The organism is Polynucleobacter sp. MWH-UH24A, from assembly GCF_018687475.1.
In the GTDB taxonomy this organism is placed as follows: Bacteria; Pseudomonadota; Gammaproteobacteria; order Burkholderiales; family Burkholderiaceae; genus Polynucleobacter.
On sequence record NZ_CP061292.1, the window covers coordinates 1,068,815 to 1,086,753 of the forward strand.

22 protein-coding genes, 1 other RNA gene and 1 pseudogene are annotated in these 17,939 nt (G+C 49.6%); 8 read left to right on the forward strand and 16 right to left on the reverse strand.

Annotated elements, in window-relative coordinates:
• Window positions 1-43: 43 nt before the first annotated feature.
• On the reverse strand, window positions 44-469 hold the full coding sequence (gene ndk / locus ICV32_RS05610) for a nucleoside-diphosphate kinase (RefSeq protein WP_215368605.1): 426 nt from the start codon (window positions 467-469) through the stop codon (window positions 44-46).
• 268 nt (window positions 470-737) lie between these two features.
• Here ndk and ICV32_RS05615 point away from each other — a divergent pair, with 268 nt between their 5' ends.
• The gene (locus ICV32_RS05615) at window positions 738-1,439 is read left to right on the forward strand and encodes a Bax inhibitor-1/YccA family protein (RefSeq protein ID WP_215368606.1); all 702 of its coding nucleotides are present in this window, start codon (window positions 738-740) and stop codon (window positions 1,437-1,439) included.
• 46 nt (window positions 1,440-1,485) lie between these two features.
• On the opposite strand, the gene ICV32_RS05620 is transcribed toward ICV32_RS05615, so the two are convergent.
• Both ICV32_RS05620 and ICV32_RS05625 read right to left on the reverse strand, forming a co-directional pair.
• The gene (locus ICV32_RS05620) at window positions 1,486-2,043 is read right to left on the reverse strand and encodes a peroxiredoxin (RefSeq protein ID WP_215368608.1); all 558 of its coding nucleotides are present in this window, start codon (window positions 2,041-2,043) and stop codon (window positions 1,486-1,488) included.
• 4 nt (window positions 2,044-2,047) lie between these two features.
• Window positions 2,048-2,206: a hypothetical protein gene (locus ICV32_RS05625; RefSeq protein WP_215368610.1), complete on the reverse strand. Its 159-nt coding sequence runs from the start codon at window positions 2,204-2,206 to the stop codon at window positions 2,048-2,050.
• A 47-nt stretch (window positions 2,207-2,253) separates the two neighbouring features.
• Here ICV32_RS05625 and ICV32_RS05630 point away from each other — a divergent pair, with 47 nt between their 5' ends.
• Window positions 2,254-2,415 (forward strand): hypothetical protein, encoded by a 162-nt coding sequence (locus ICV32_RS05630; protein WP_215368612.1) that lies wholly within the window; start codon window positions 2,254-2,256, stop codon window positions 2,413-2,415.
• Here the strand turns inward: ICV32_RS05630 and rlmD are convergent.
• The 8 genes and pseudogenes from rlmD to dnaX form a co-directional block, all read right to left on the reverse strand.
• A complete protein-coding gene (gene rlmD / locus ICV32_RS05635) occupies window positions 2,405-3,802 on the reverse strand; it encodes a 23S rRNA (uracil(1939)-C(5))-methyltransferase RlmD (RefSeq protein ID WP_251371813.1) in 1,398 nt (465 codons plus the stop codon). The genes ICV32_RS05630 and rlmD overlap by 11 nt on opposite strands.
• A 17-nt stretch (window positions 3,803-3,819) precedes the next feature.
• On the reverse strand, window positions 3,820-4,632 hold the full coding sequence (locus tag ICV32_RS05640; RefSeq protein WP_215372596.1) for a 3'-5' exonuclease: 813 nt from the start codon (window positions 4,630-4,632) through the stop codon (window positions 3,820-3,822).
• Between the two features lie 17 nt (window positions 4,633-4,649).
• Window positions 4,650-5,483, reverse strand: a complete 834-nt coding sequence (locus tag ICV32_RS05645; RefSeq protein ID WP_215368613.1) for a peptidoglycan DD-metalloendopeptidase family protein — start codon at window positions 5,481-5,483, stop codon at window positions 4,650-4,652.
• Window positions 5,480-6,103, reverse strand: a pseudogene (locus ICV32_RS05650) (protein-L-isoaspartate(D-aspartate) O-methyltransferase); the annotation flags it as partial. The pseudogene ICV32_RS05650 and the gene ICV32_RS05645, both read right to left, overlap by 4 nt.
• Before the next feature lie 26 nt (window positions 6,104-6,129).
• Entirely contained in the window at window positions 6,130-6,915 is a 786-nt protein-coding gene (gene surE / locus ICV32_RS05655) for a 5'/3'-nucleotidase SurE (protein ID WP_215368618.1), read from the reverse strand.
• A gap of 20 nt (window positions 6,916-6,935) precedes the next feature.
• Window positions 6,936-7,568 (reverse strand): recombination mediator RecR, encoded by a 633-nt coding sequence (gene recR, locus ICV32_RS05660; RefSeq protein ID WP_215368620.1) that lies wholly within the window; start codon window positions 7,566-7,568, stop codon window positions 6,936-6,938.
• Between the two features lie 6 nt (window positions 7,569-7,574).
• Window positions 7,575-7,898, reverse strand: coding sequence for a YbaB/EbfC family nucleoid-associated protein (locus ICV32_RS05665; RefSeq protein ID WP_215368625.1), 324 nt, complete (start codon window positions 7,896-7,898; stop codon window positions 7,575-7,577).
• Between the two features lie 23 nt (window positions 7,899-7,921).
• On the reverse strand, window positions 7,922-9,562 hold the full coding sequence (dnaX, locus tag ICV32_RS05670; RefSeq protein ID WP_215368627.1) for a DNA polymerase III subunit gamma/tau: 1,641 nt from the start codon (window positions 9,560-9,562) through the stop codon (window positions 7,922-7,924).
• Between the two features lie 33 nt (window positions 9,563-9,595).
• Here dnaX and ffs point away from each other — a divergent pair.
• Window positions 9,596-9,693: signal recognition particle sRNA small type (gene ffs / locus ICV32_RS05675), an RNA gene on the forward strand.
• A gap of 316 nt (window positions 9,694-10,009) precedes the next feature.
• On the opposite strand, the gene ICV32_RS05680 is transcribed toward ffs, so the two are convergent.
• The gene (locus ICV32_RS05680) at window positions 10,010-10,492 is read right to left on the reverse strand and encodes a TlpA disulfide reductase family protein (protein ID WP_215368628.1); all 483 of its coding nucleotides are present in this window, start codon (window positions 10,490-10,492) and stop codon (window positions 10,010-10,012) included.
• Window positions 10,493-10,618: 126 nt separating this feature from the next.
• On the opposite strand from ICV32_RS05680, the gene ICV32_RS05685 reads away from it, so the two are divergent.
• From ICV32_RS05685 to ICV32_RS05705, 5 genes are read left to right on the forward strand one after another with little or no spacing between them, the layout of a single operon-like run.
• Complete coding sequence (locus ICV32_RS05685) at window positions 10,619-11,590, forward strand: YafY family protein (RefSeq protein ID WP_215368630.1); 972 nt, start codon at window positions 10,619-10,621, stop codon at window positions 11,588-11,590.
• 33 nt (window positions 11,591-11,623) lie between these two features.
• Complete coding sequence (locus ICV32_RS05690; RefSeq protein WP_215368632.1) at window positions 11,624-11,974, forward strand: hypothetical protein; 351 nt, start codon at window positions 11,624-11,626, stop codon at window positions 11,972-11,974.
• A 21-nt stretch (window positions 11,975-11,995) separates the two neighbouring features.
• Window positions 11,996-12,349, forward strand: coding sequence for a DUF6152 family protein (locus tag ICV32_RS05695; RefSeq protein WP_215368633.1), 354 nt, complete (start codon window positions 11,996-11,998; stop codon window positions 12,347-12,349).
• Window positions 12,349-12,795 (forward strand): hypothetical protein, encoded by a 447-nt coding sequence (locus tag ICV32_RS05700; RefSeq protein ID WP_215368634.1) that lies wholly within the window; start codon window positions 12,349-12,351, stop codon window positions 12,793-12,795. The genes ICV32_RS05695 and ICV32_RS05700 overlap by 1 nt, the downstream gene beginning before the upstream one ends.
• Window positions 12,796-12,850: 55 nt before the next feature.
• The gene (locus ICV32_RS05705; protein ID WP_215368638.1) at window positions 12,851-13,447 is read left to right on the forward strand and encodes a DUF1080 domain-containing protein; all 597 of its coding nucleotides are present in this window, start codon (window positions 12,851-12,853) and stop codon (window positions 13,445-13,447) included.
• Here the strand turns inward: ICV32_RS05705 and ICV32_RS05710 are convergent.
• The 4 genes from ICV32_RS05710 to ICV32_RS05725 form a co-directional block, all read right to left on the reverse strand.
• Entirely contained in the window at window positions 13,444-14,352 is a 909-nt protein-coding gene (locus ICV32_RS05710) for a DMT family transporter (protein WP_215368642.1), read from the reverse strand. The two genes, ICV32_RS05705 and ICV32_RS05710, sit on opposite strands and share 4 nt — an antisense overlap.
• Window positions 14,353-14,394: 42 nt before the next feature.
• Window positions 14,395-15,357 (reverse strand): tripartite tricarboxylate transporter substrate binding protein, encoded by a 963-nt coding sequence (locus ICV32_RS05715; protein WP_215368643.1) that lies wholly within the window; start codon window positions 15,355-15,357, stop codon window positions 14,395-14,397.
• Between the two features lie 72 nt (window positions 15,358-15,429).
• Window positions 15,430-16,851, reverse strand: coding sequence for an amidase (locus ICV32_RS05720; protein WP_215368644.1), 1,422 nt, complete (start codon window positions 16,849-16,851; stop codon window positions 15,430-15,432).
• 20 nt (window positions 16,852-16,871) lie between these two features.
• Window positions 16,872-17,921: a malate/lactate/ureidoglycolate dehydrogenase gene (locus tag ICV32_RS05725; RefSeq protein WP_215368645.1), complete on the reverse strand. Its 1,050-nt coding sequence runs from the start codon at window positions 17,919-17,921 to the stop codon at window positions 16,872-16,874.
• Window positions 17,922-17,939 lie beyond the last annotated feature (18 nt).

Sequence of the window (17,939 nt, forward strand, 5' to 3'; positions counted from 1 at the left end):
ATCAAAATTAAGTAAGTTCGTGCGGTTGGTAATCAATGGTGAATTAACGCGCGAAGATGTTCATGCCGGGGAAGAAAAAAGCGACTTCCACCGCAGCGGTCTCCGGCGCATCCGAGCCATGCACGGCATTGGCATCAATGCTGTCTGCAAAGTCAGCACGGATTGTGCCTTTATCAGCCTTCTTTGGATCCGTAGCACCCATCAACTCGCGATTTTTGGCAATTGCATTCTCACCCTCAAGCACCTGAATCATCACTGGGCCTGAGATCATGAAGCTCACGAGATCCTTAAAGAAAGGACGCTCTTTATGAACTGCATAGAACTGCTCCGCTTCATTTTTTGAGAGGTGCGCCATTTTGGCGGCGACGATCTTCAAACCGGCTTGCTCAAAACGAGCATAGATTTGGCCAATCACGCTCTTCGCGACTGCGTCAGGTTTGATGATGGATAAGGTGCGCTGAATTGCCATGCAAAAACTCCAATGATGTTGTGTGAAACGGTTTTTCGGTTTTATTGATTCATTTGTCAGCAATACTCGGTATTGCGATGCGAAATTATACTTTGTTTTTAGGGTTTTATCCCCGATTCCCACTCCTAAGCCCTTGAATTTCTTAGGTATATCAAATTAGCGGCCAATCCAGAAGACCCGAATGACACAAAGGTCTTGATTTTTATATGTTTTGTCTATACTTAGTGACTATCAAGCCCATGTTGGGCTTATTTATAGGAGCTACTCAATGAGTGATCTTAATTCGGTTGGTTTCGGTCGTAACGTTTCGGTTGCAACTGCCCAATCCCGTAATCGTGTCCTAAGAAACACCTACGCCCTCTTGGCACTTTCCATGGTGCCTACCGTCATCGGCGCGTGGTTAGGTGTGGCCATGGGCTTTACCTTCTTCGAAGGTAGTCCATTTATGGGTGCGATTATCTTCTTGGCAGTTGCCTTTGGTTTCTTCTGGGCAATCGAGAAGAACAAAGATACCGGTATGGGTGTGATGCTCTTGCTAGCGTTTACCTTCTTTATGGGTGTGATGCTCTCACGCTTAATTGGTATGACTCTAGGCAGCTATAGCAATGGTGCAACCCTAATTATGGGCGCCTTTGGTGGCACAGCCGCCATCTTCACGGTGATGGCTTCCATTGCAACGGTCTCCAAGAAAGACTTCTCGAGCATGGGCAAGTTCCTGTTCGTGGGTGTCATTCTGTTGATCGTGGCTTCCTTAGCCAACATCTGGTTGCAGATGCCTGCATTGATGCTAACCATCATGGTGGTTGCAATCGCTATCTTCTCTGCGTTCATCCTTGTGGATGTGCAACGGGTAGTTAATGGTGGCGAGACCAACTACATCATTGCGACCCTAGGTATCTACCTCAATATCTACAACATTTTCTCCAACCTCTTGGCTCTTCTGGGCATTTTCGGTGGAGACCGCGACTGATAGCAACGTAGTCCTGCGGTAACTTCAGGGCGCTGCGGCGCCCTTTTTATTTCTTGCTCTTTAAGTAATCCAATACCCAAGCAGGATCACTATCGCTTGGGAAGATTGGGTAATGCACCGCCTCAATACGCCCTAGATGACTAATTAAGGTCACGCGTTTGAGTAAGGTCATCCCTGCTGCCACAAAGGTTGGTAAGTTGAGGGCCTTCTGGAACTGATAATGCTCATCACTGAGCACCTGAAACGGCAAATGCAAACGCGTAGCCATCTCGCGTTGATACTCCGTACTTTGTACACTGAGCCCAAACACATTGGCATTTAGGGCTTGGAGTTCTTGATAGTGATCCCGAAAGGCACAACTTTGCGGTGTGCAACCCCGCGCTCCTGGGATTTGATCCCACCCCTCAGGTAATGGCACGTTAGGCTGACCGGTCATGGGATAGCAATAAATCACCAAACGCCCAGCTAGTTGGGAGAGGTTCACCATCGATCCATCCGTTGCTAACAAAGCTACATTCGGCAAAGACATGCCAACCAAATGATTGCAAGCCCCATCGTCTTGGGGAACAGGTAAATCAGTGGGTAGTTGGTTGAGATTGGTCATGGAATTAGTGATCCGAGCTAAGTTTCAATGGAGAACGAACAACTGTATGTTTAATGCGCTCCCAATCCTTTTTAGAGATCGGCTGACTGTCTGGGTCAGATTTTGCTGCTTTTGTAATTTCAGCATCCTCTTTAGTGCTAGGCTTAACTAGTTTCTTTTTCATGATACTCATGCTTGTAAAATTTTGTAATTGAATATGGTTTCAAATAAATGAACAAAGCAAAGAGCATATTACCTCCTCCCGCAATTCCAGAAAAAGAAAGATGGCTTCATTCCCCTGATGTAAGTAATGATCTTGCGAAAGCGTTGGCATGGGCCGTTGTAAATCCAGCAGTAGCCACGAATCTTGATACATTAAAGCTCAACTCTTAATAGTTAATCGGCTTTCTTTTTGATCAAACACCGCAATCGATTCAATGTGCGAGGTGTGGGGGAACATATTGATGATTCCTGCTTTGCTCAGGGTGTAATTGAGTTCGTGCGTCAGAATCGCTGCGTCGCGTGCCAGTGTTTTGGGATTGCAGGACACATACACGATGCGCTTTGGTAGCGCTGTTGATGGTAGGTCTAGCATTGCCTTACAAATCTCCATCGCACCCTCTCGCGGTGGATCAATCAGCCATTTATCGGCCTTGCCCCAGCTATTGAGATCAGTAGCCGTGACCTCAAAGAGATTGCTTTGGGTAAATTGGGTTTTGTGATCGAGTTGGTTATGACGGGCGTTTTGTAAGGCACGCTGAGTCAGGGTCTTGCTGCCCTCAATACCAAGCACTTCCTTAGCCAGTGTTGCAATGGGGAGTGTGAAGTTGCCAATGCCACAAAAGAGATCGATCACACGATCACTTCCTTGGATCTCCAGTAATGCAATCGCTTTACTAATTAGTACTTGATTGACTGCGTGATTGACTTGGGTGAAGTCCGTCGGTAAGAACGGTAAGCTGACCCCAAACTCTGGCAAGCTGTAACTCAGCGCTTGCGCAGCGGGGTAAAACGGTTTGGCACTCTCAGGGCCTTGGGCTTGTAACCAAATACCCACCTGATGGTGTTTAGCAAATACTTCAAGATTCTTCAGATCTGCGGGGATCAGTGGTAGCAAGTGCCGAATCACTAAGGCAATTTTGGGAGCACTTGGTTGGTTTACATCCTCTCCAACCGCAAACTCAATTTGCGGTACGCGATCTCGAATACTAAGTGAGCCCACCAGCTCCCGCATGGGCACTAATAGATCTGAGATCCGCTTAGGGATCACTTCGCAGGTCAGCATGTCCGCCACATAACTACTGTTGTGCTCATGAAAACCCACCAAGATCGTACCCTTCTTAATCGAGCGATCAATCACACTCAAGCGCCCACGATGGCGATAGTGCCAAGCAGGTCCTGCAATTGGTCGCAGGATCTCGTCGGGCTTGATTCGTCCAATATGCCACAGATCATCCTCTAAGACCCGCTGCTTCATCGCAATCTGCGCAGCAAAATCCAGATGCTGCATGCTGCACCCTCCGCAGACTCCAAAATAGGTGCAGCGGGGTGTAGTGCGATAGACCGCGGGTTTAATGAGTTCGTGGAGTTTGGCTTTGGCAAAACGCGCTTTCTCACGGGTAATGGTGTAGGTCACCTGCTCGGTGGGCAATGCTCCCCGAATAAAGAGCACTTTGCCGCCCTCCTCATTGGATTGCCGTGCAACGCCTTGGGCCTCTAAATCCAATGAATCAATCGTGACAATCGGCGATGCCTTAGGCATCCGCACCTCAGTGCTCATCGTTCATCACGAATGCGTTAGTGAGTGAAGCCCGCGAGATACTCAGGCCAAGGTGCCTTACCTTGTTTGGCATCCTGTTCAAGTTGCTGCTTCACATACGCGAGTTCTTCCTCATACTCGTCGGCGGTAAAGCCACCGCGCATTTGCTGAAAGCGGCAATACACCAAATACGTATTAACCACATCGGTCTCGCAATACTGTCGGATTTGCTCAATCTCACCGCGTTGATATGCAGGCCATACTTGTGAGCCATCCATACCCAGCTTCCCCGGAAATCCACACAGCTTGGCAAGTGCATCGAGCGGTGCATTGGCTCGAGCATTATGTTTGGCCAAGACATCCATCAGATCAATATGTCGCATGTGATAGCGATTAATGTAGTTGTTCCACTTAAAGTCTTTACTATCGCTATCGGTACTCTCCCCCATCTCCCAATAGCGTGGTGCTGCCACTTGGTTGAGTAGTGCTCGATAGTGCAAGACCGGAAGATCAAAGCCGCTTCCATTCCATGACACCAATTGAGGGGTATATTTTTCGATGAGTTCGTAGAAGGCTTGCACCAAGGCTTTCTCATCATCATCTGGCGCTCCAAGACTGCCAACCTTAAATTGCGGCAAGCCCTCTTTGGTCGTTCTGCGGATTACGCACGAGATCGCGATGATCTTTTGCAGATAGAGCGGCAAAAACGCTTGGCCGGTTTGAGTAGCACGGTCGTCCATGGCGGCCTTTGCCACCTCAGCATCGCTCATCGAATCTGGATACGCATTGAGTAATCGCAATCCGGCCACATCCGGAATGGTCTCAATATCAAATACCAATACGCTGGGAATCGATTTAGCCAAACTCGTTATTGCAAATACTGCATTGGATTAACGGGCTTACCATTCATGCGTACCTCAAAGTGCAACTTCACCATGTTGGCATCTGAATCGCCCATCTCCGCAATGCGTTGACCCTTGCGGACGCTCTCGCCCTCCTTCACCACCAGCGTGCGATTATGGGCATAAGCTGTTAGATAGGTGTTGTCGTGTTTGATGATGACGAGATTGCCATAGCCACGCAAACTATTGCCGGCATAGACCACTTTGCCATCGGCTGCCGCTTGAATCGGCTCACCCATCTTGCCGGCAATATCGATGCCTTTGTTCTTGGCTTCATTAAACTCTTCAACCACTTTACCCTTCGCTGGCCACGAAAGCTTAATGGGTGGATCAACAGCATCGGCCTTCGGCTCTGCAGCAGCAACTTCTTTCTCTTCCACTTTCTTAGTGGCGACTTTCTTATCCGTCGATGCTTTGCTGTCGGCTGGTTTAATCGGTTCAATTGGCTTGGTTACAACCCGAGCCGTACTCGGTGGTGGCTTGACCCGTAAAACCTGATCAACCTCAATCAAATTGGGGTCGGTGATATTGTTCCAAGCGGCGATATCGCGGTACGACTGACCGTTATCGAGTGCAATCCGGATTAAGGTGTCGCCCCGCTTCACTCGATAGAACCCAGGTGGCACCGGCTCTTGAGCGGGGGCACTGGCTACCGGTGTACTGCGATCGGTAATGGTGGCTGGTTTGGTTCGTGGCGGGGTCGAACACGCGGTAAGCCCCAGAGCGATAAGCGCAATGAGTACGGTCTGACCAAAGCCAACGGGATATCGGATATGTGAGCTGTTGTGCAATACGTTCATATCACCCCTGATTGTAAGGGGACAAAAAAGACCTCATCAAGTGCGGTCCTTTGGTAACGGTGGGAGCTGACCCGCTCGATGAGTAAGAGCTGCTGCTCGGTCTCGCTTTTAGAAACTGGAGCAATTAAGCGTCCCCCAATAGCCAGTTGATCCAATAAGGGGTCTGGCACTCCCAATCCAGCCGCGGCGAGGATGATGCCATCAAATGGTGCTGCTTGAGGTAGCCCTCGAATGCCATCGCCATAGATCAGGCGCAGATTAGCGATCCGAAACGGACGTAATTTGGTGCGGGCCAGATCATGCAAGGCACGGACGCGCTCAATGGAGTAGACCTCCTGTGCCAACAAACTCAGTACCGCGGCTTGGTAGCCGCAACCAGTCCCAATCTCGAGCACCTTACCCAAGGGTTGTTTATTCTTGTGTAACAACTCAATCATGCGTGCCACCACCGATGGTTTGGAGATGGTTTGCTGATGCCCAATCGGTAATGCAGAGTCCTCATACGCGCGGGCGTGCAGTCCAGCATCGACAAATGAATGGCGCGGCACTGTGGCTATGGCTTGCAAGACCTGCGGGTTCTTAATGCCCGCCTCATGCACCTTGCGCGCAAGGTCTTGGCGATGCCCAGCAAAGCGCTCGGCAGATTTCATCCGCGGTCCCAGCCCGATGCCCGCATACTGGCTTGGCGGGCATGGTGGGTTAAATCGAGTTGCATGGGCGTAATTGAGATGCATCCCTCATTAATCGCATGAAAATCCGTCCCCGGCGAAATATCGCGCGCCTCACCCGCAGGACCAATCCAATAAATGTTCTCGCCGCGTGGGTTTTGTTGCACGATCACGGGTTGTGAGTGATGGCGGGTTCCTAAACGTGTCACACGCCACCGTTTGAGTTGCTCATAATGGCCATTGGGAATATTGACGTTTAGTAAGGTAGCAATGCCATCAACCCGCTCCATGGGTTCTTGCAGGGCCTGGGTCACAATATCGCGCGCTGCTTTAGCCGCATCGTCAATTTGCGCCCAGCCGCGATCGACTTGCGAGAACGCAATGCCCGGTACCCCAAACATCACGCCTTCAATTGCGGCCGCCACGGTGCCTGAGTACAGAACATCCTCACCCATGTTCTCGCCTTGATTAATTCCGGAGACCACGAGATCGGGTTTGCTCTCCAAAAATCCAGTCATGGCCATGTGTACGCAGTCGGTCGGTGTGCCGTTCACAAACAGAAATCCATCGCGCTCTCCACCGGCTACCCGATGAATACTTAAGGGTCGCGAGAGCGTGAGCGAGTTCGATGCGCCACTGTGGTTTTGCTCCGGTGCCACAATCGTTAACTTGCCTAAGGGGCGTAAGGCATTGACTAAAGCGAGTAAGCCAGGGGCTAGGTAGCCGTCATCATTGCTCACTAAGATGTGTGGGACTTTACTCATAGATACTTTCGTTGATTGATTTAGCTGATGGAGCGGCGATCGAGTAAAGCACGCGCCAAGGTTCCCGCATCGACATACTCCAACTCGCCACCCACCGGAATCCCACGGGCGATGCGAGTCGCTTTAATGCCCTTGATCTTTAAGATCTCGCCAATGTAATGCGCAGTGGCCTCACCTTCACTTGTGAAGTTCGTGGCAAGCACCACCTCGCGCACGGGTCCTCCAAACTCCGGTTTCTCAATCCGATCAAGTAAGCGATCAAAGTGGATCTCATTGGGTCCCATGCCATCAAGCGGTGAGATACGACCCATCAGCACAAAGTACTGGCCCCTAAAACTCATGGTTTGCTCGACCATCACTTGATCGGCCGGGGTCTCCACCACGCATAGCAAGGCTGGGTCACGACGCGAATCGCTGCACGTCGTACACAGTGCAAGTTCAGTAAAGGTATTGCAACGCTGGCAATGGCCAATCGACTCAACCGCTTCACCGAGTGCTTGTGCAAGGACCGCGGCGCCATTACGATCATGTTGCAATAGGTAATACGCCATCCGCTGTGCTGATTTTGGGCCAACACCAGGCAAGACCCGCAGGGCCTCCACCAAACGACTGAGTGCGTCTTGAGGCTCGTTTGATGGTTTAGTACGACTCATCCGAATTTAGAACGGTAACTTAAATCCAGGGGGCATGGGCATCCCAGCGGTCGCTCCCGACATGAGTGCTTGGCTAGCGGCTTCAGCTTGTTTGAATGCGTCGGTGTATGCGGTCACCACTAAATCTTCGAGCATCTCGCGATCATCCATCGCCGCCGGATCAATTTGCACCCGCTTCATCTCATACTTACCACTAATGGTGACCTTCACTAGGCCTCCTGCGGCTTGACCCGTGAGCTCCAAGGCATTGAGCTCTTCCTGAGCGCGCTTCATCTTCTCTTGCATTTGCTGCGCTTGTTTCATTAAGCCCGCAATTTGACCTTTCATCATGGTGTGCTTCTCCGCTATCGAAATTAATTAATGGGACGAACCGAGCCCGAGACCACTTTGGCGCCAAACTCACGCTCAAGCTCTTTTAAGAATGGATCTTCAGCAATTTGCTCTTCGGCATTGAGTTTTTTCTCTTCATACACTTGCGCATCAACTTTAGCAATCGTGTGATTGGCTTTACCCTCACCCAATTGCAACTTCACCGGTTTGCCGTACTGGGCCCGCAAGGTCTCCCCAAAACGGGCGAGGGCATCATCCGTTGCCAGTTGTGGCATCGCAGTCGTCAGAGTAATAAAGAGTGTCGTTGGGGTATCGCGCCACTCCACGAGTTCGGTTTGGTGAGCGAGTTGCTGCAAGAGTCCTCGCAGTGGCAGGTTACGAACCATCGCATGCCAATCAGGCTTGATCTCACTATTGAGGTTTGGGGTATGGGCAACTGTCTGCGAAGTAACACTCTTTGCAACCGGCTTTGTCTCCACGGACTTACTTGCAGGAGTTGCTGGTTTAGAGGTTTGCGCAGCAGCCTTCGGTGCGCTGTTCGCTGTTACTGACGTGCTACCACTGCCACCGGGTTTGAAGGCCAACATTCGTAAGAGCGCCATCGCAAATCCAGCTTGCTCATCGGGGGCTAATGACAAATCAGCCCGACTGGTAATAGCGATTTGATAAAAGAGTTGGGTTTCTTCGGGAGTAAACGCTTTAGCAAGCCTACGAATCTCATTCGCCTCTGGCCAATCCTCTAATACGGAGTTTGGCACGATCTGGGCCGTGACTATTTTGTGTAAGAGGCTGGCGAGATCTTGCAACGCTAGGGAGAAGGACATACTGCGTAGACCCATCTCTTCAGCAATCTCGTTTAAGGTCTTGCCATCCTTACTCTGCAGGGCATCCAAGATCTTGATGAGATAGGTCTCATCAATGGTGCCGAGCATGGTGCGAACCGCAGCTTCAGACACGGGTCCGGCTGCATAGGCGATCGCTTGATCGGTGAGCGATAGCGCATCGCGCATGGATCCCTGGGCGGCTTTCGCAATCACCCGCAAGGCATTCGCTTCTGCAGTTACTGACTCCGATCCCAGAATCTGTTGCAGGTGTTCTACGATCAGAGGCACTGGCATTTGCTTGAGATTGAACTGCAAGCAGCGAGAGAGTACGGTGACCGGCACCTTTTGCGGATCGGTGGTTGCCAAGATGAACTTCACATGCGGTGGCGGCTCTTCAAGGGTCTTGAGCATGGCATTAAAGGCATGCGTGGAGAGCATATGCACCTCGTCGATCATGTAGACCTTAAAGCGTGCACTGCTAGGTGCGTAAGCGGCCTTCTCTAATAGAGAGACCATCTCATCGACACCGCGATTGCTCGCCGCATCCATCTCGATGTAATCGACAAAGCGTCCCGCATCAATCTCGGTGCAGGCTTGGCATTGACCACATGGTTGTGAGGTCATTTGCCCTTTACCATCCACTCCCGTGCAATTGAGGGCTTTAGCCATAATGCGAGAGATGGTGGTCTTACCGACTCCACGGGTTCCAGTGAACAGCCATGCATGGTGTAAGCGGCCTTGGTCTAAGGCGTGAGTTAAGGCTTTAACTACGTGATCCTGACCCACCAGTTCAGTGAACGTTTTAGGGCGCCATTTACGAGCCAGTGCAAGTGCAGTCATGGGCTCAATTCTAACAAGGCTACAATAAGAATGGACGGGCCTCCTCGCATGGTGGCTTGGCAACCTGGTCAGGTCGGGAACGAAGCAGCCATACCCAAATACTATCAGTGCCGAGGGTCCGGCTCGTCCTTATTTCTTCAGCATCTTAGTTACTTACTTATCGATTGCTTATTTGCTCAATAGTCCTAGAAACACTCCAAAAATACTCTTGAAGGTCCAATAGGCAATTCCCAGAATGGTAATAGCCATTAGCAAACGGGATCCAAATTCAATACGAAATATTTTGGCTCGATTGTGTGTGAGTTCAATTAAAAATACCATTTTGAGTGCCTAACTGTTTAGATATGAAAATCACAAGGTTATTGGCAAGAATGTGGTTTGTGAAGAGGACAAACCTTAAAGGTTTGTAATCACATTAGAGACTATTTGTAAAAAATAATTACTTCTTTATGGAGCTTTTGCAAAGCGCTTGAGATCAGCATACTCCTCGGGAAAGATTTCCCCAATTTCTCGGTAAATAATTTTGTTGTTCTTATCAAGGATGATGAGGATTGGTATGCCTTTGACCTTGCCCATCGACTTTTGTAATTCTGGAGTCATCATGGCTGCCGGGAATGTGTACTGATTGTTTTCCATATATTGCTTGGCAAGCAATGGATTCTTATCAATCGAAATCGTAATGACATTGAGTGAATTCGGCGGTAGTTCTTTATAGAGTTTTTCGAGATAGGCGTTTTGCTTCTTACAAAATGGGCACCAGGTGGCCCAAACCTGGATTAAGGTGTTTTTGGTGTTGTTGGCCGGTATGGCATACGGTGTGCTGTTTAGTGTTTGTAGCTGCCCTAGCTCAATTGTTTGACCAACTGTCAGCGCCATGGCCATGGTTGGCAAGAGCGCTAGGCATAAGATTAGATGTCTAAGAAGTTTCATAGATCAATCCTAACTGAATTGATTCGCAGCCCGTATTTTTTGGTGCCATTACTTCCCCTATACTGGCTCATATTGTGAGCCTTTTATGGTTCATGCTGTTGCCTATTCTGTTTTGGGGGATCGCCGATGAGTGATTTAGAGCGCTTACACAAGATTAATTATATGATCCAGAATCAAGGCTGCGTGCCGATCGAGGAATTCTTGACGAAGTTGGAGATCTCGCGTGCGACCTTCAAGCGGGATCTTGACTACCTGCGAGATCGCATGAACGCGCCGATTGTGTATGACCGTGCAATGGGCGGTTATCGCTTTGATAAACCCAATGCGGGGGACAAGTTTGAGTTACCTGGTCTGTGGTTCTCTGAAAAGGAGGCGACTGCCCTCGTTCTCATGCAGCATCTCTTATCTAATCTAGACACTAATGGTTTACTGAGTCCCCATATTGCACCCCTCATGAACATCATCGATGGCATCTTGGGTCAGTCTGAGATTTCTGCTAAGGAGTTACGCAAACGCATTAAGGTTTTTGGTATGTCGGCTCGCAAGAATATCCTCGAGAACTTTGAAGAAGTGGGCGTCTCACTTCTAAAGCGTCAACGTTTACACCTCTCCTACTATTCCAAAGGTAAAGATGAATTAACCGAGCGCACAGTCTCGCCACAGCGCCTAATTTTTTATCGAGATAACTGGTATCTCGATGCCCATTGCCACATGCGTAAGGGGCTGCGCAGTTTTGTCATGGATGGTATTCAAGCTGCACGTGTTCTCGAAGAGAAAGCTATCGAAGTCTCTGAAAAAGAATTACATGAAAACTTTGCCGAGAGTTATGGCATCTTCTCGGGTAAAGCAACCCAGCGTGCCAAGTTACGCTTTACCCCCCAGAAAGCAAGGTGGGTTGCTGCAGAGACATGGCATGGGCAACAGGTCAGCAGCTTTGATAAGGACGGAAATTATCTGCTCGAGTTTGATTACAACCAAGACCCCGAATTGGTGATGGAAATCATGAAACACGGGGATGGCGTTGAAGTTCTTGCGCCAGCCAGTTTGCGAAAAAAAGTAATGGACGAGCATCAAAAAGCGCTTAAACGCTACGCATAGTGCAAATCATCAATCTCCATTACCATGGGGGGGATGGAAGATCCGGTCTATAAGAAACCTGTACCAAAACCTGTCTCACAGACACCGTTACCTAGTCTTGAGGAGATTTTGGAGAAGCAATGTGCTGAACTCGTGGAGTTAGCACAAGTTCGCTATGGAATTAAAGGGTCTAAAGTCGAGGTTCAACTGACACCCTTATTAATCCATGATCGAATGTCTGAGAAGCATATATTTTCTGAACTGAGTACCATACCGGATCATGAGCGCGCTGACTGTGTTTTGTATGCACTCGCCAAAGGCGAGATCAGCGCACCTTTAGCAAACCGTGTTCTATCCACCCTGCGAGTCATTCAAGGGGTTAAATCAAGAGGTCATTTGAGTTAACACTTTTTTATTCCATTGCCTATGATCACAATCCTTAAACGAATTATTCTGAGTTGCCTCCTTTTAAATCTAGTAATCGCGCATGCCCATCATGGTTGGTCTGAATATGACCAGACCAAGACCGTGAAGCTCACTGGCACGATTACTCAGAGCGGCTATGAGCATCCGCATGGGGTGGTAAAGTTAAACGCGGATGGTAAGTCATGGACCATCGTACTTGCCCCACCCTTTCGGATGGAAAATCGTGGCTTGAGCAAAAGTGATATTGCCAACGGTGCACAAGTCACGGTTGAAGGCTATATCAATCGCAGCCAACCCGATGAGTTGCGCGCTGAGCGCATCACTGCTGGAAATAAAACGGTCGAACTGCGTTAATGAGTAGTCCCGTCATGGCCTTGGAGGGCTTGTGGCTAGCCCAGGCCATGAAGCACTCCAGTTGGCTCTATCCCACGGTTGAGACCATGCACATCTGGGGCATTGGCATGCTCTATGGTAGCGTGGTCATCATGGATTTAAGGATCTTGGGTGTTGCCAGCAAACTCAATCTATCGGACCTATCTCGCTTGGGAGTCTTGGTTGCCCTCTTCGGCTTTGGTCTAGCAGTGCTCACCGGATCACTGATGTTTATTGCTCAAGCCTCTGAGTTGATTAGCTCACGCTTATTTATTCTGAAGATGTGCTTGATCTTCTTACTGTTAGCCAATGCAATCATTTTGCGCATGCGCACGGTCTCCAATGGGATCAGTAAAGCCCAAGCCCTGATCTCACTTGCGGGTTGGGCAAGCGTGATTGGGATGGGTCGTTGGTTGGCTTACTTATAGACTCCACTTTTGGTATTCGTTATGATGGTGTTACAACCAATAGGAGGGCCTCACCATGACGCGCGCTTGGATTCTTGGACTTGTTTTTTGTTTGACAGCCTGTTCCCACCTCTCAACCTCTTCCACTGATTTAATCCGCGATGGCAAAGGTCTTGAAAACTTTCACCAGGTTGGTGATGCAAACTGGCGAGTCGAAAATAATCTGATTGTGGCTGATCGTGGCAAGGCCGGATTTCTACTCACCAAAGAGTCTTACAAAGACGTTTACATTCGTGCCGAGTTCTGGGCAGAGACTGATACCAATAGCGGCATCTTCATTCGGGTCACCAATCCAACCAAGATTGCTGCCGCTAGTTCCTACGAAGTCAACATTTGGGATATCCGACCGGAGCCTAAATTTGGTACGGGGGCGATTGTGGATGTCGCTCCAGTGAAAACCCCCATTACTAATTTAGCCGGTGGCAAGTGGAATGTCATGGAAATCCGCGCCGTTGGTCCAGAAATCATTGTCAAACTCAATGGGATTGAAACAACGCGCGTCAATGATGGTCGCTTTAAAGAAGGTCCGATTGCTTTGCAATTTGGTCCGGGGGTCAAAGGTGCGGTCGGCGGGCCAATTCGGTGGCGCTTAGTGCAAGTTCAACGACTCTAAGTAAGGCGTCGCGGAACGCTTAGGGATAAAACGATACCACACAAAATGAATGCAAATGCCACGCCGTGGTAGAGCTCAGGTGGTTTTTGTAGCAGCAGTGTTGAGAGAATCGCAGTAAACACTGGAATCAAGTTTGTAAAGAAGGTGGCTACCGTTGCGCCTGCTTGATTGACCCCGAGCCCCCAACACCGATACGCAATCAATGATGGCCCAATGATGACATAGCCAATCATGCCGAGTGTTTGCCAGTTCCAAGTAAAGTAATTTAATCCCAGTAAATACTCGGTCTGCGCAAACACCAAAGACCAACAAAACCCAAATCCCACTTGCGCAAATAAGAACTCTGCCCAAGGCCAACTGCGTTCTGTACTTTGCTTAGGATGGGCTAGCATCCAACTGTAGGCGCCCCACAAAATGGTTGCCAGCACCATCCATAAATCACCGGCTACAAATTCAATCTCGATGAGTCGCTCAAAATCCCCGCGCACAATCACAACGGCTACACCCACCATGGAAATCAATGCGCCGGCAATTTGCCGAATCTGTGCCCTCTCGTGATAAACAACGGCCCCAATCACAATTGCCCAAATCGGCATGCTTGCCCCAATCAGAGTGACATTAATTGGTGTGGAACTTTGTAAGGCTAAATACAGCAAGACGTTATAACTACCAACGCCAAAGAGGCTTAAGAGTAAGAACCGTTTACGGTGGGTCCACAATGGGCTGCGGGGCATCAATACCCGCCAGGCAAATGGAAGTAGTAAGAGCGCGGTTACACCCCAGCGAATGGTATTGAGTAAGACGGGTGAGCTGCTTTGCACCAAGATCTTCCCCACAATGGCATTACCCGCCCACATCAGTGCTGCCGTGGTGAGGTAGAAAAAAGTAAGGGCCGATGCTCGCATCGACCCTACTCTACCAAGATTTAAGCTTGAACTAACGAATGACTATTCGGCAGTTGCTCCCGCAAACTTCACCACCTTGGCCCACTTGTCGGTCTCGGCCTGAATGATCTTGCCAAAGTCATCGGGTGTTCCGGTGATTGGAACGCCACCCAATTCAGCTAAGCGCTCACGAACTTTGGGCTCACTCATTACTTTATTAATAGCGGCATTCATGCGATTAATAATGTCGCGAGGCGTACCCTTAGGCATCCCGACTCCAAACCACGCAGTCGCCTCATAGCCAGGCACGGTTTCACCAACGGTTGGCACATTGGGTAAAGATGGCTCACGATTGGCCGAGGTTACTGCAAGCGCCTTTAATTTTCCGGACTTGATGTGACCGGCTGAAGACGGCAGGTTATCAAAGAGCACTTGCACTTGATTGCCCATCAAATCAACCAGCGCTGGGCCGGCACCCTTATAAGGGACATGCAGCATATTGCAACTGGTCATGGATTTAAATAGCTCACCCGACATGTGTACTGAAGTACCGCTTCCCGAAGACGCCATATTGATTTTGCTCACGTTGTTCTTACAATACGCTAAGAACTCCGCCACATTGTTTGCAGGAAAACTGGGTGGCACCACCATGACGTTGGGGGTACGCACTAGTCCAGCCACCGGGGCAATATCCCGAACGAAATTGAATGGCAGGTTTTTATACAAAGTCGCATTAATACCATTGGCTGGATTAACAAACAACATCGTATAGCCATCAGGCGCTGCCTTGATGACTGCTTCTGTTCCTATGTTGTTACCACCACCAGGTCGGTTCTCCACAATCACCTGTTGACCAAGCACCTCGCTTAATGGCTGGGCTACGATTCTGGCGATTACGTCCGTTGTTCCAGCAGGTGGATAGGGCACGATCCACTTAATGGGTCGATCAGGGTATTTTTGTGCCCATGCCCCAGTTGTCATCCCGAGCAATACACATAATCCCAGTAATAGTTGCTTTAGTTGCATCGTTGTCTCCTTATGTTTTAGGATCATTTTGATTTTGTAATTGAAACATTACTACATAAATTTGGTATTAAATCAATTGAGGCAAATCGGGGGTCGACGCTCCCCAAAACGGGTGGCTTGCTCAAAAGCGTACGCCATCTGCAATACCTCAAAGTCCTGACGGTGGCCTCCAACAATCTGTATGCCTACAGGTAAACCCGAAGCAGTAAATCCTGCAGGCACTGAAATCGCTGGATTGCCTATCGCACTAATGAAGTAGGCGGTTTTCTGCCAATCAATATAGGTTTCCATCTTCACCCCCGCAATCTCGCGCGGGTAATCCAGGTCGACCGAGAATGGCACGACTTGATTCACGGGCAGAATAAAAAATTGATAGCGCTGCATAAATGCCCGCATGCGGAGATAAATCTCAGTGCGCTTGGCCTCGGCGCGCGCCAGTTGGGGACCGGTTAAGTCAAGACCCTGTTCAGCATTCCAGATCACGGTGTCTTTGAGTTGATGCCGATGCTCTTTCATTAAGGGACTAATGCGTAGCTCGGTACGCCAAGCGCGCCAGAGCATAAAGATCTCACCGGCCTCTGCAAGATCAATACTGTCGTCGATCACTTCGCAACCCAGTTGCTCAAAAACACTGCGCGCGGCTCGCATGACCTGCCGCACTTCGGGTTCAACCGGTAAGCCCCCAAGATCTTCGCTATACGCCACTTTAGTACCCTTGAACTGACGACCCAAAGGAGCATTAAAGATAGAACCGGGTGTATCTAACGCAATCGGTGAACGATCATCGGGCCCTGACATCACCGACATGGCCAGTGCAAGATCTTGCACTGTGCGAGCCATGGGGCCTGCCACACTCATGGTGTACCAACCCAGCTGATCTGGCCAATTGGGCACGCGACCAACCGATGGACGAATCCCAACAAGATTGCAAAAATTAGCGGGGTTGCGTAGCGAGCCGCCGAGATCCGTGCCATCGGCCAAGGCGACCATCCCCGTTGCTAAAGCAACCGCCCCTCCACCAGATGAGCCACCGCAGGTCTTGGTTAAGTCATAGGGATTAGGGGTGGTGCCAAAAAGACTGTTAAAAGTTTGACTGCCAGCCCCAAACTCGGGTGTATTGGTTTTGCCAAGACTAATCGCCCCTGCTTTTTTAAGTCGCTCAACGGGTAATGAATCGTGCTCGGGAATGAAATCCCGATAGATGGGTGATCCAAAGGTGGTGCGTACTCCCTTGGTCAAAAATAAATCCTTGTGTGCAACAGGTAAGCCATGCAAAGCACCGAGTGGAGCTTGCTTGGCGAGTGCCGCATCCGCCGCCTGTGCTTCTTCCAAAGCACTCTCGGCCGTTAATGTAACGATGGCATTGAGGGTGGGATTGAAGCGTTCGATTTGATCCAAGTGCGCAGTGATTAATTGCGTCACACTGATTTTTTTATTGCGAATGAGTTGTGCTTGCTCGCAGGCGGTTTTGAAACAAAGTTCTAAATTAACCATTCATTCCTCACGGTGGATGACTACAGTGATACTCCAAATCGCTTTGCAGCTTCCACAATATCACCCCAGGTCTGCTCATCAATCGTAATGCCCTGTTGCATTCTCATCTGCATCTTCTGTTGCTCAGGTTCACCAGCAATTTGTACTGGGTCCTCATTGGCCTTGGGACTTTCTTTAACCCACTGCATAAAGGATGCAACCTCTGCATCGAATTGCTCTTGGGTGGTGGTCTGCTGGGGATTAATCAAGATACTCAACATCCCATTCCAAATTGCCCGGCTCTTCATTGGCCTGGGTTTCCAAGTACCACTCCCGGTCAGTGCTCCACCAATGAGCTCGCAAGCAATGGCTAAGCCAGAACCTTTGTGTTCACCGAACGGCATTAACGCACCCATCTTGCCGTCGGCATTTGGTTTAACAACCACACTGGGATCTTGCGTGGGTCGGCCTTGGGGGTCTAATAAAAATCCCTCTGGAATTTTTTTGCCTTGGTTATGCGCAACCCGCATTTTTCCTTGAGCAGCTCGACTGGTAGCAAAGTCCAAGATAAATGGTGTTTGCTGTTTGAGTGGCACACCCACACAAAATGGATTGGTACCATGTCGTCCATCCGCACCGCCCCACACTGCTACAACAGGCGAGGATAAAACGTTCACCAGATGAATCGAGACCAAACCATGAAGAGCAGCGATCTCAGCAAAATGACCAATCCGACCAAGATGATGCGCATTCGCTAAAGATACGATGCAACTGCCATGCCGTTCTGCGCGCTCGATCCCCATGCGCATGGCTTTCTCTCCAGCTACTTGCCCATATCCTTGTTGGGCATCCAATACGAGCAAAGAGCCCAGGTCACTATTGACCTTGACACTTTGATTCAGTTTGAGGGAACCCTCAAGAAAGGCTTCAACATAACGCGGGATCATCCCCACCCCATGCGAATCATGTCCCTTTAAATTAGAGAGCACTAAGTTATGGGCAACGGTCTGCGCTTCGCTCTCACTACTCCCCATTGCCCGCACGATATTTGTAATCTGTTGTTCGATAACGTCGTGGGCTAAGGTGGGCATGAATAAGTGTCTCTTGGC

Bases quoted from the DNA above. Each gene is read 5' to 3' on its own strand.
- ndk (WP_215368605.1), bottom strand. From the start codon at position 469: ATGGCAATTCAGCGCACCTTATCCATCATCAAACCTGACGCAGTCGCG.
- ICV32_RS05615 (WP_215368606.1), top strand. From the start codon at position 738: ATGAGTGATCTTAATTCGGTTGGTTTCGGTCGTAACGTTTCGGTTGCA.
- ICV32_RS05620 (WP_215368608.1), bottom strand. From the start codon at position 2,043: ATGACCAATCTCAACCAACTACCCACTGATTTACCTGTTCCCCAAGAC.
- ICV32_RS05625 (WP_215368610.1), bottom strand. From the start codon at position 2,206: ATGAAAAAGAAACTAGTTAAGCCTAGCACTAAAGAGGATGCTGAAATT.
- ICV32_RS05630 (WP_215368612.1), top strand. From the start codon at position 2,254: ATGAACAAAGCAAAGAGCATATTACCTCCTCCCGCAATTCCAGAAAAA.
- rlmD (WP_251371813.1), bottom strand. From the start codon at position 3,802: ATGAGCACTGAGGTGCGGATGCCTAAGGCATCGCCGATTGTCACGATT.
- ICV32_RS05645 (WP_215368613.1), bottom strand. From the start codon at position 5,483: ATGAACGTATTGCACAACAGCTCACATATCCGATATCCCGTTGGCTTT.
- surE (WP_215368618.1), bottom strand. From the start codon at position 6,915: ATGAGTAAAGTCCCACACATCTTAGTGAGCAATGATGACGGCTACCTA.
- recR (WP_215368620.1), bottom strand. From the start codon at position 7,568: ATGAGTCGTACTAAACCATCAAACGAGCCTCAAGACGCACTCAGTCGT.
- ICV32_RS05665 (WP_215368625.1), bottom strand. From the start codon at position 7,898: ATGATGAAAGGTCAAATTGCGGGCTTAATGAAACAAGCGCAGCAAATG.
- dnaX (WP_215368627.1), bottom strand. From the start codon at position 9,562: ATGACTGCACTTGCACTGGCTCGTAAATGGCGCCCTAAAACGTTCACT.
- ICV32_RS05680 (WP_215368628.1), bottom strand. From the start codon at position 10,492: ATGAAACTTCTTAGACATCTAATCTTATGCCTAGCGCTCTTGCCAACC.
- ICV32_RS05685 (WP_215368630.1), top strand. From the start codon at position 10,619: ATGAGTGATTTAGAGCGCTTACACAAGATTAATTATATGATCCAGAAT.
- ICV32_RS05690 (WP_215368632.1), top strand. From the start codon at position 11,624: ATGGAAGATCCGGTCTATAAGAAACCTGTACCAAAACCTGTCTCACAG.
- ICV32_RS05695 (WP_215368633.1), top strand. From the start codon at position 11,996: ATGATCACAATCCTTAAACGAATTATTCTGAGTTGCCTCCTTTTAAAT.
- ICV32_RS05700 (WP_215368634.1), top strand. From the start codon at position 12,349: ATGAGTAGTCCCGTCATGGCCTTGGAGGGCTTGTGGCTAGCCCAGGCC.
- ICV32_RS05705 (WP_215368638.1), top strand. From the start codon at position 12,851: ATGACGCGCGCTTGGATTCTTGGACTTGTTTTTTGTTTGACAGCCTGT.
- ICV32_RS05710 (WP_215368642.1), bottom strand. From the start codon at position 14,352: ATGCGAGCATCGGCCCTTACTTTTTTCTACCTCACCACGGCAGCACTG.
- ICV32_RS05715 (WP_215368643.1), bottom strand. From the start codon at position 15,357: ATGCAACTAAAGCAACTATTACTGGGATTATGTGTATTGCTCGGGATG.
- ICV32_RS05720 (WP_215368644.1), bottom strand. From the start codon at position 16,851: ATGGTTAATTTAGAACTTTGTTTCAAAACCGCCTGCGAGCAAGCACAA.
- ICV32_RS05725 (WP_215368645.1), bottom strand. From the start codon at position 17,921: ATGCCCACCTTAGCCCACGACGTTATCGAACAACAGATTACAAATATC.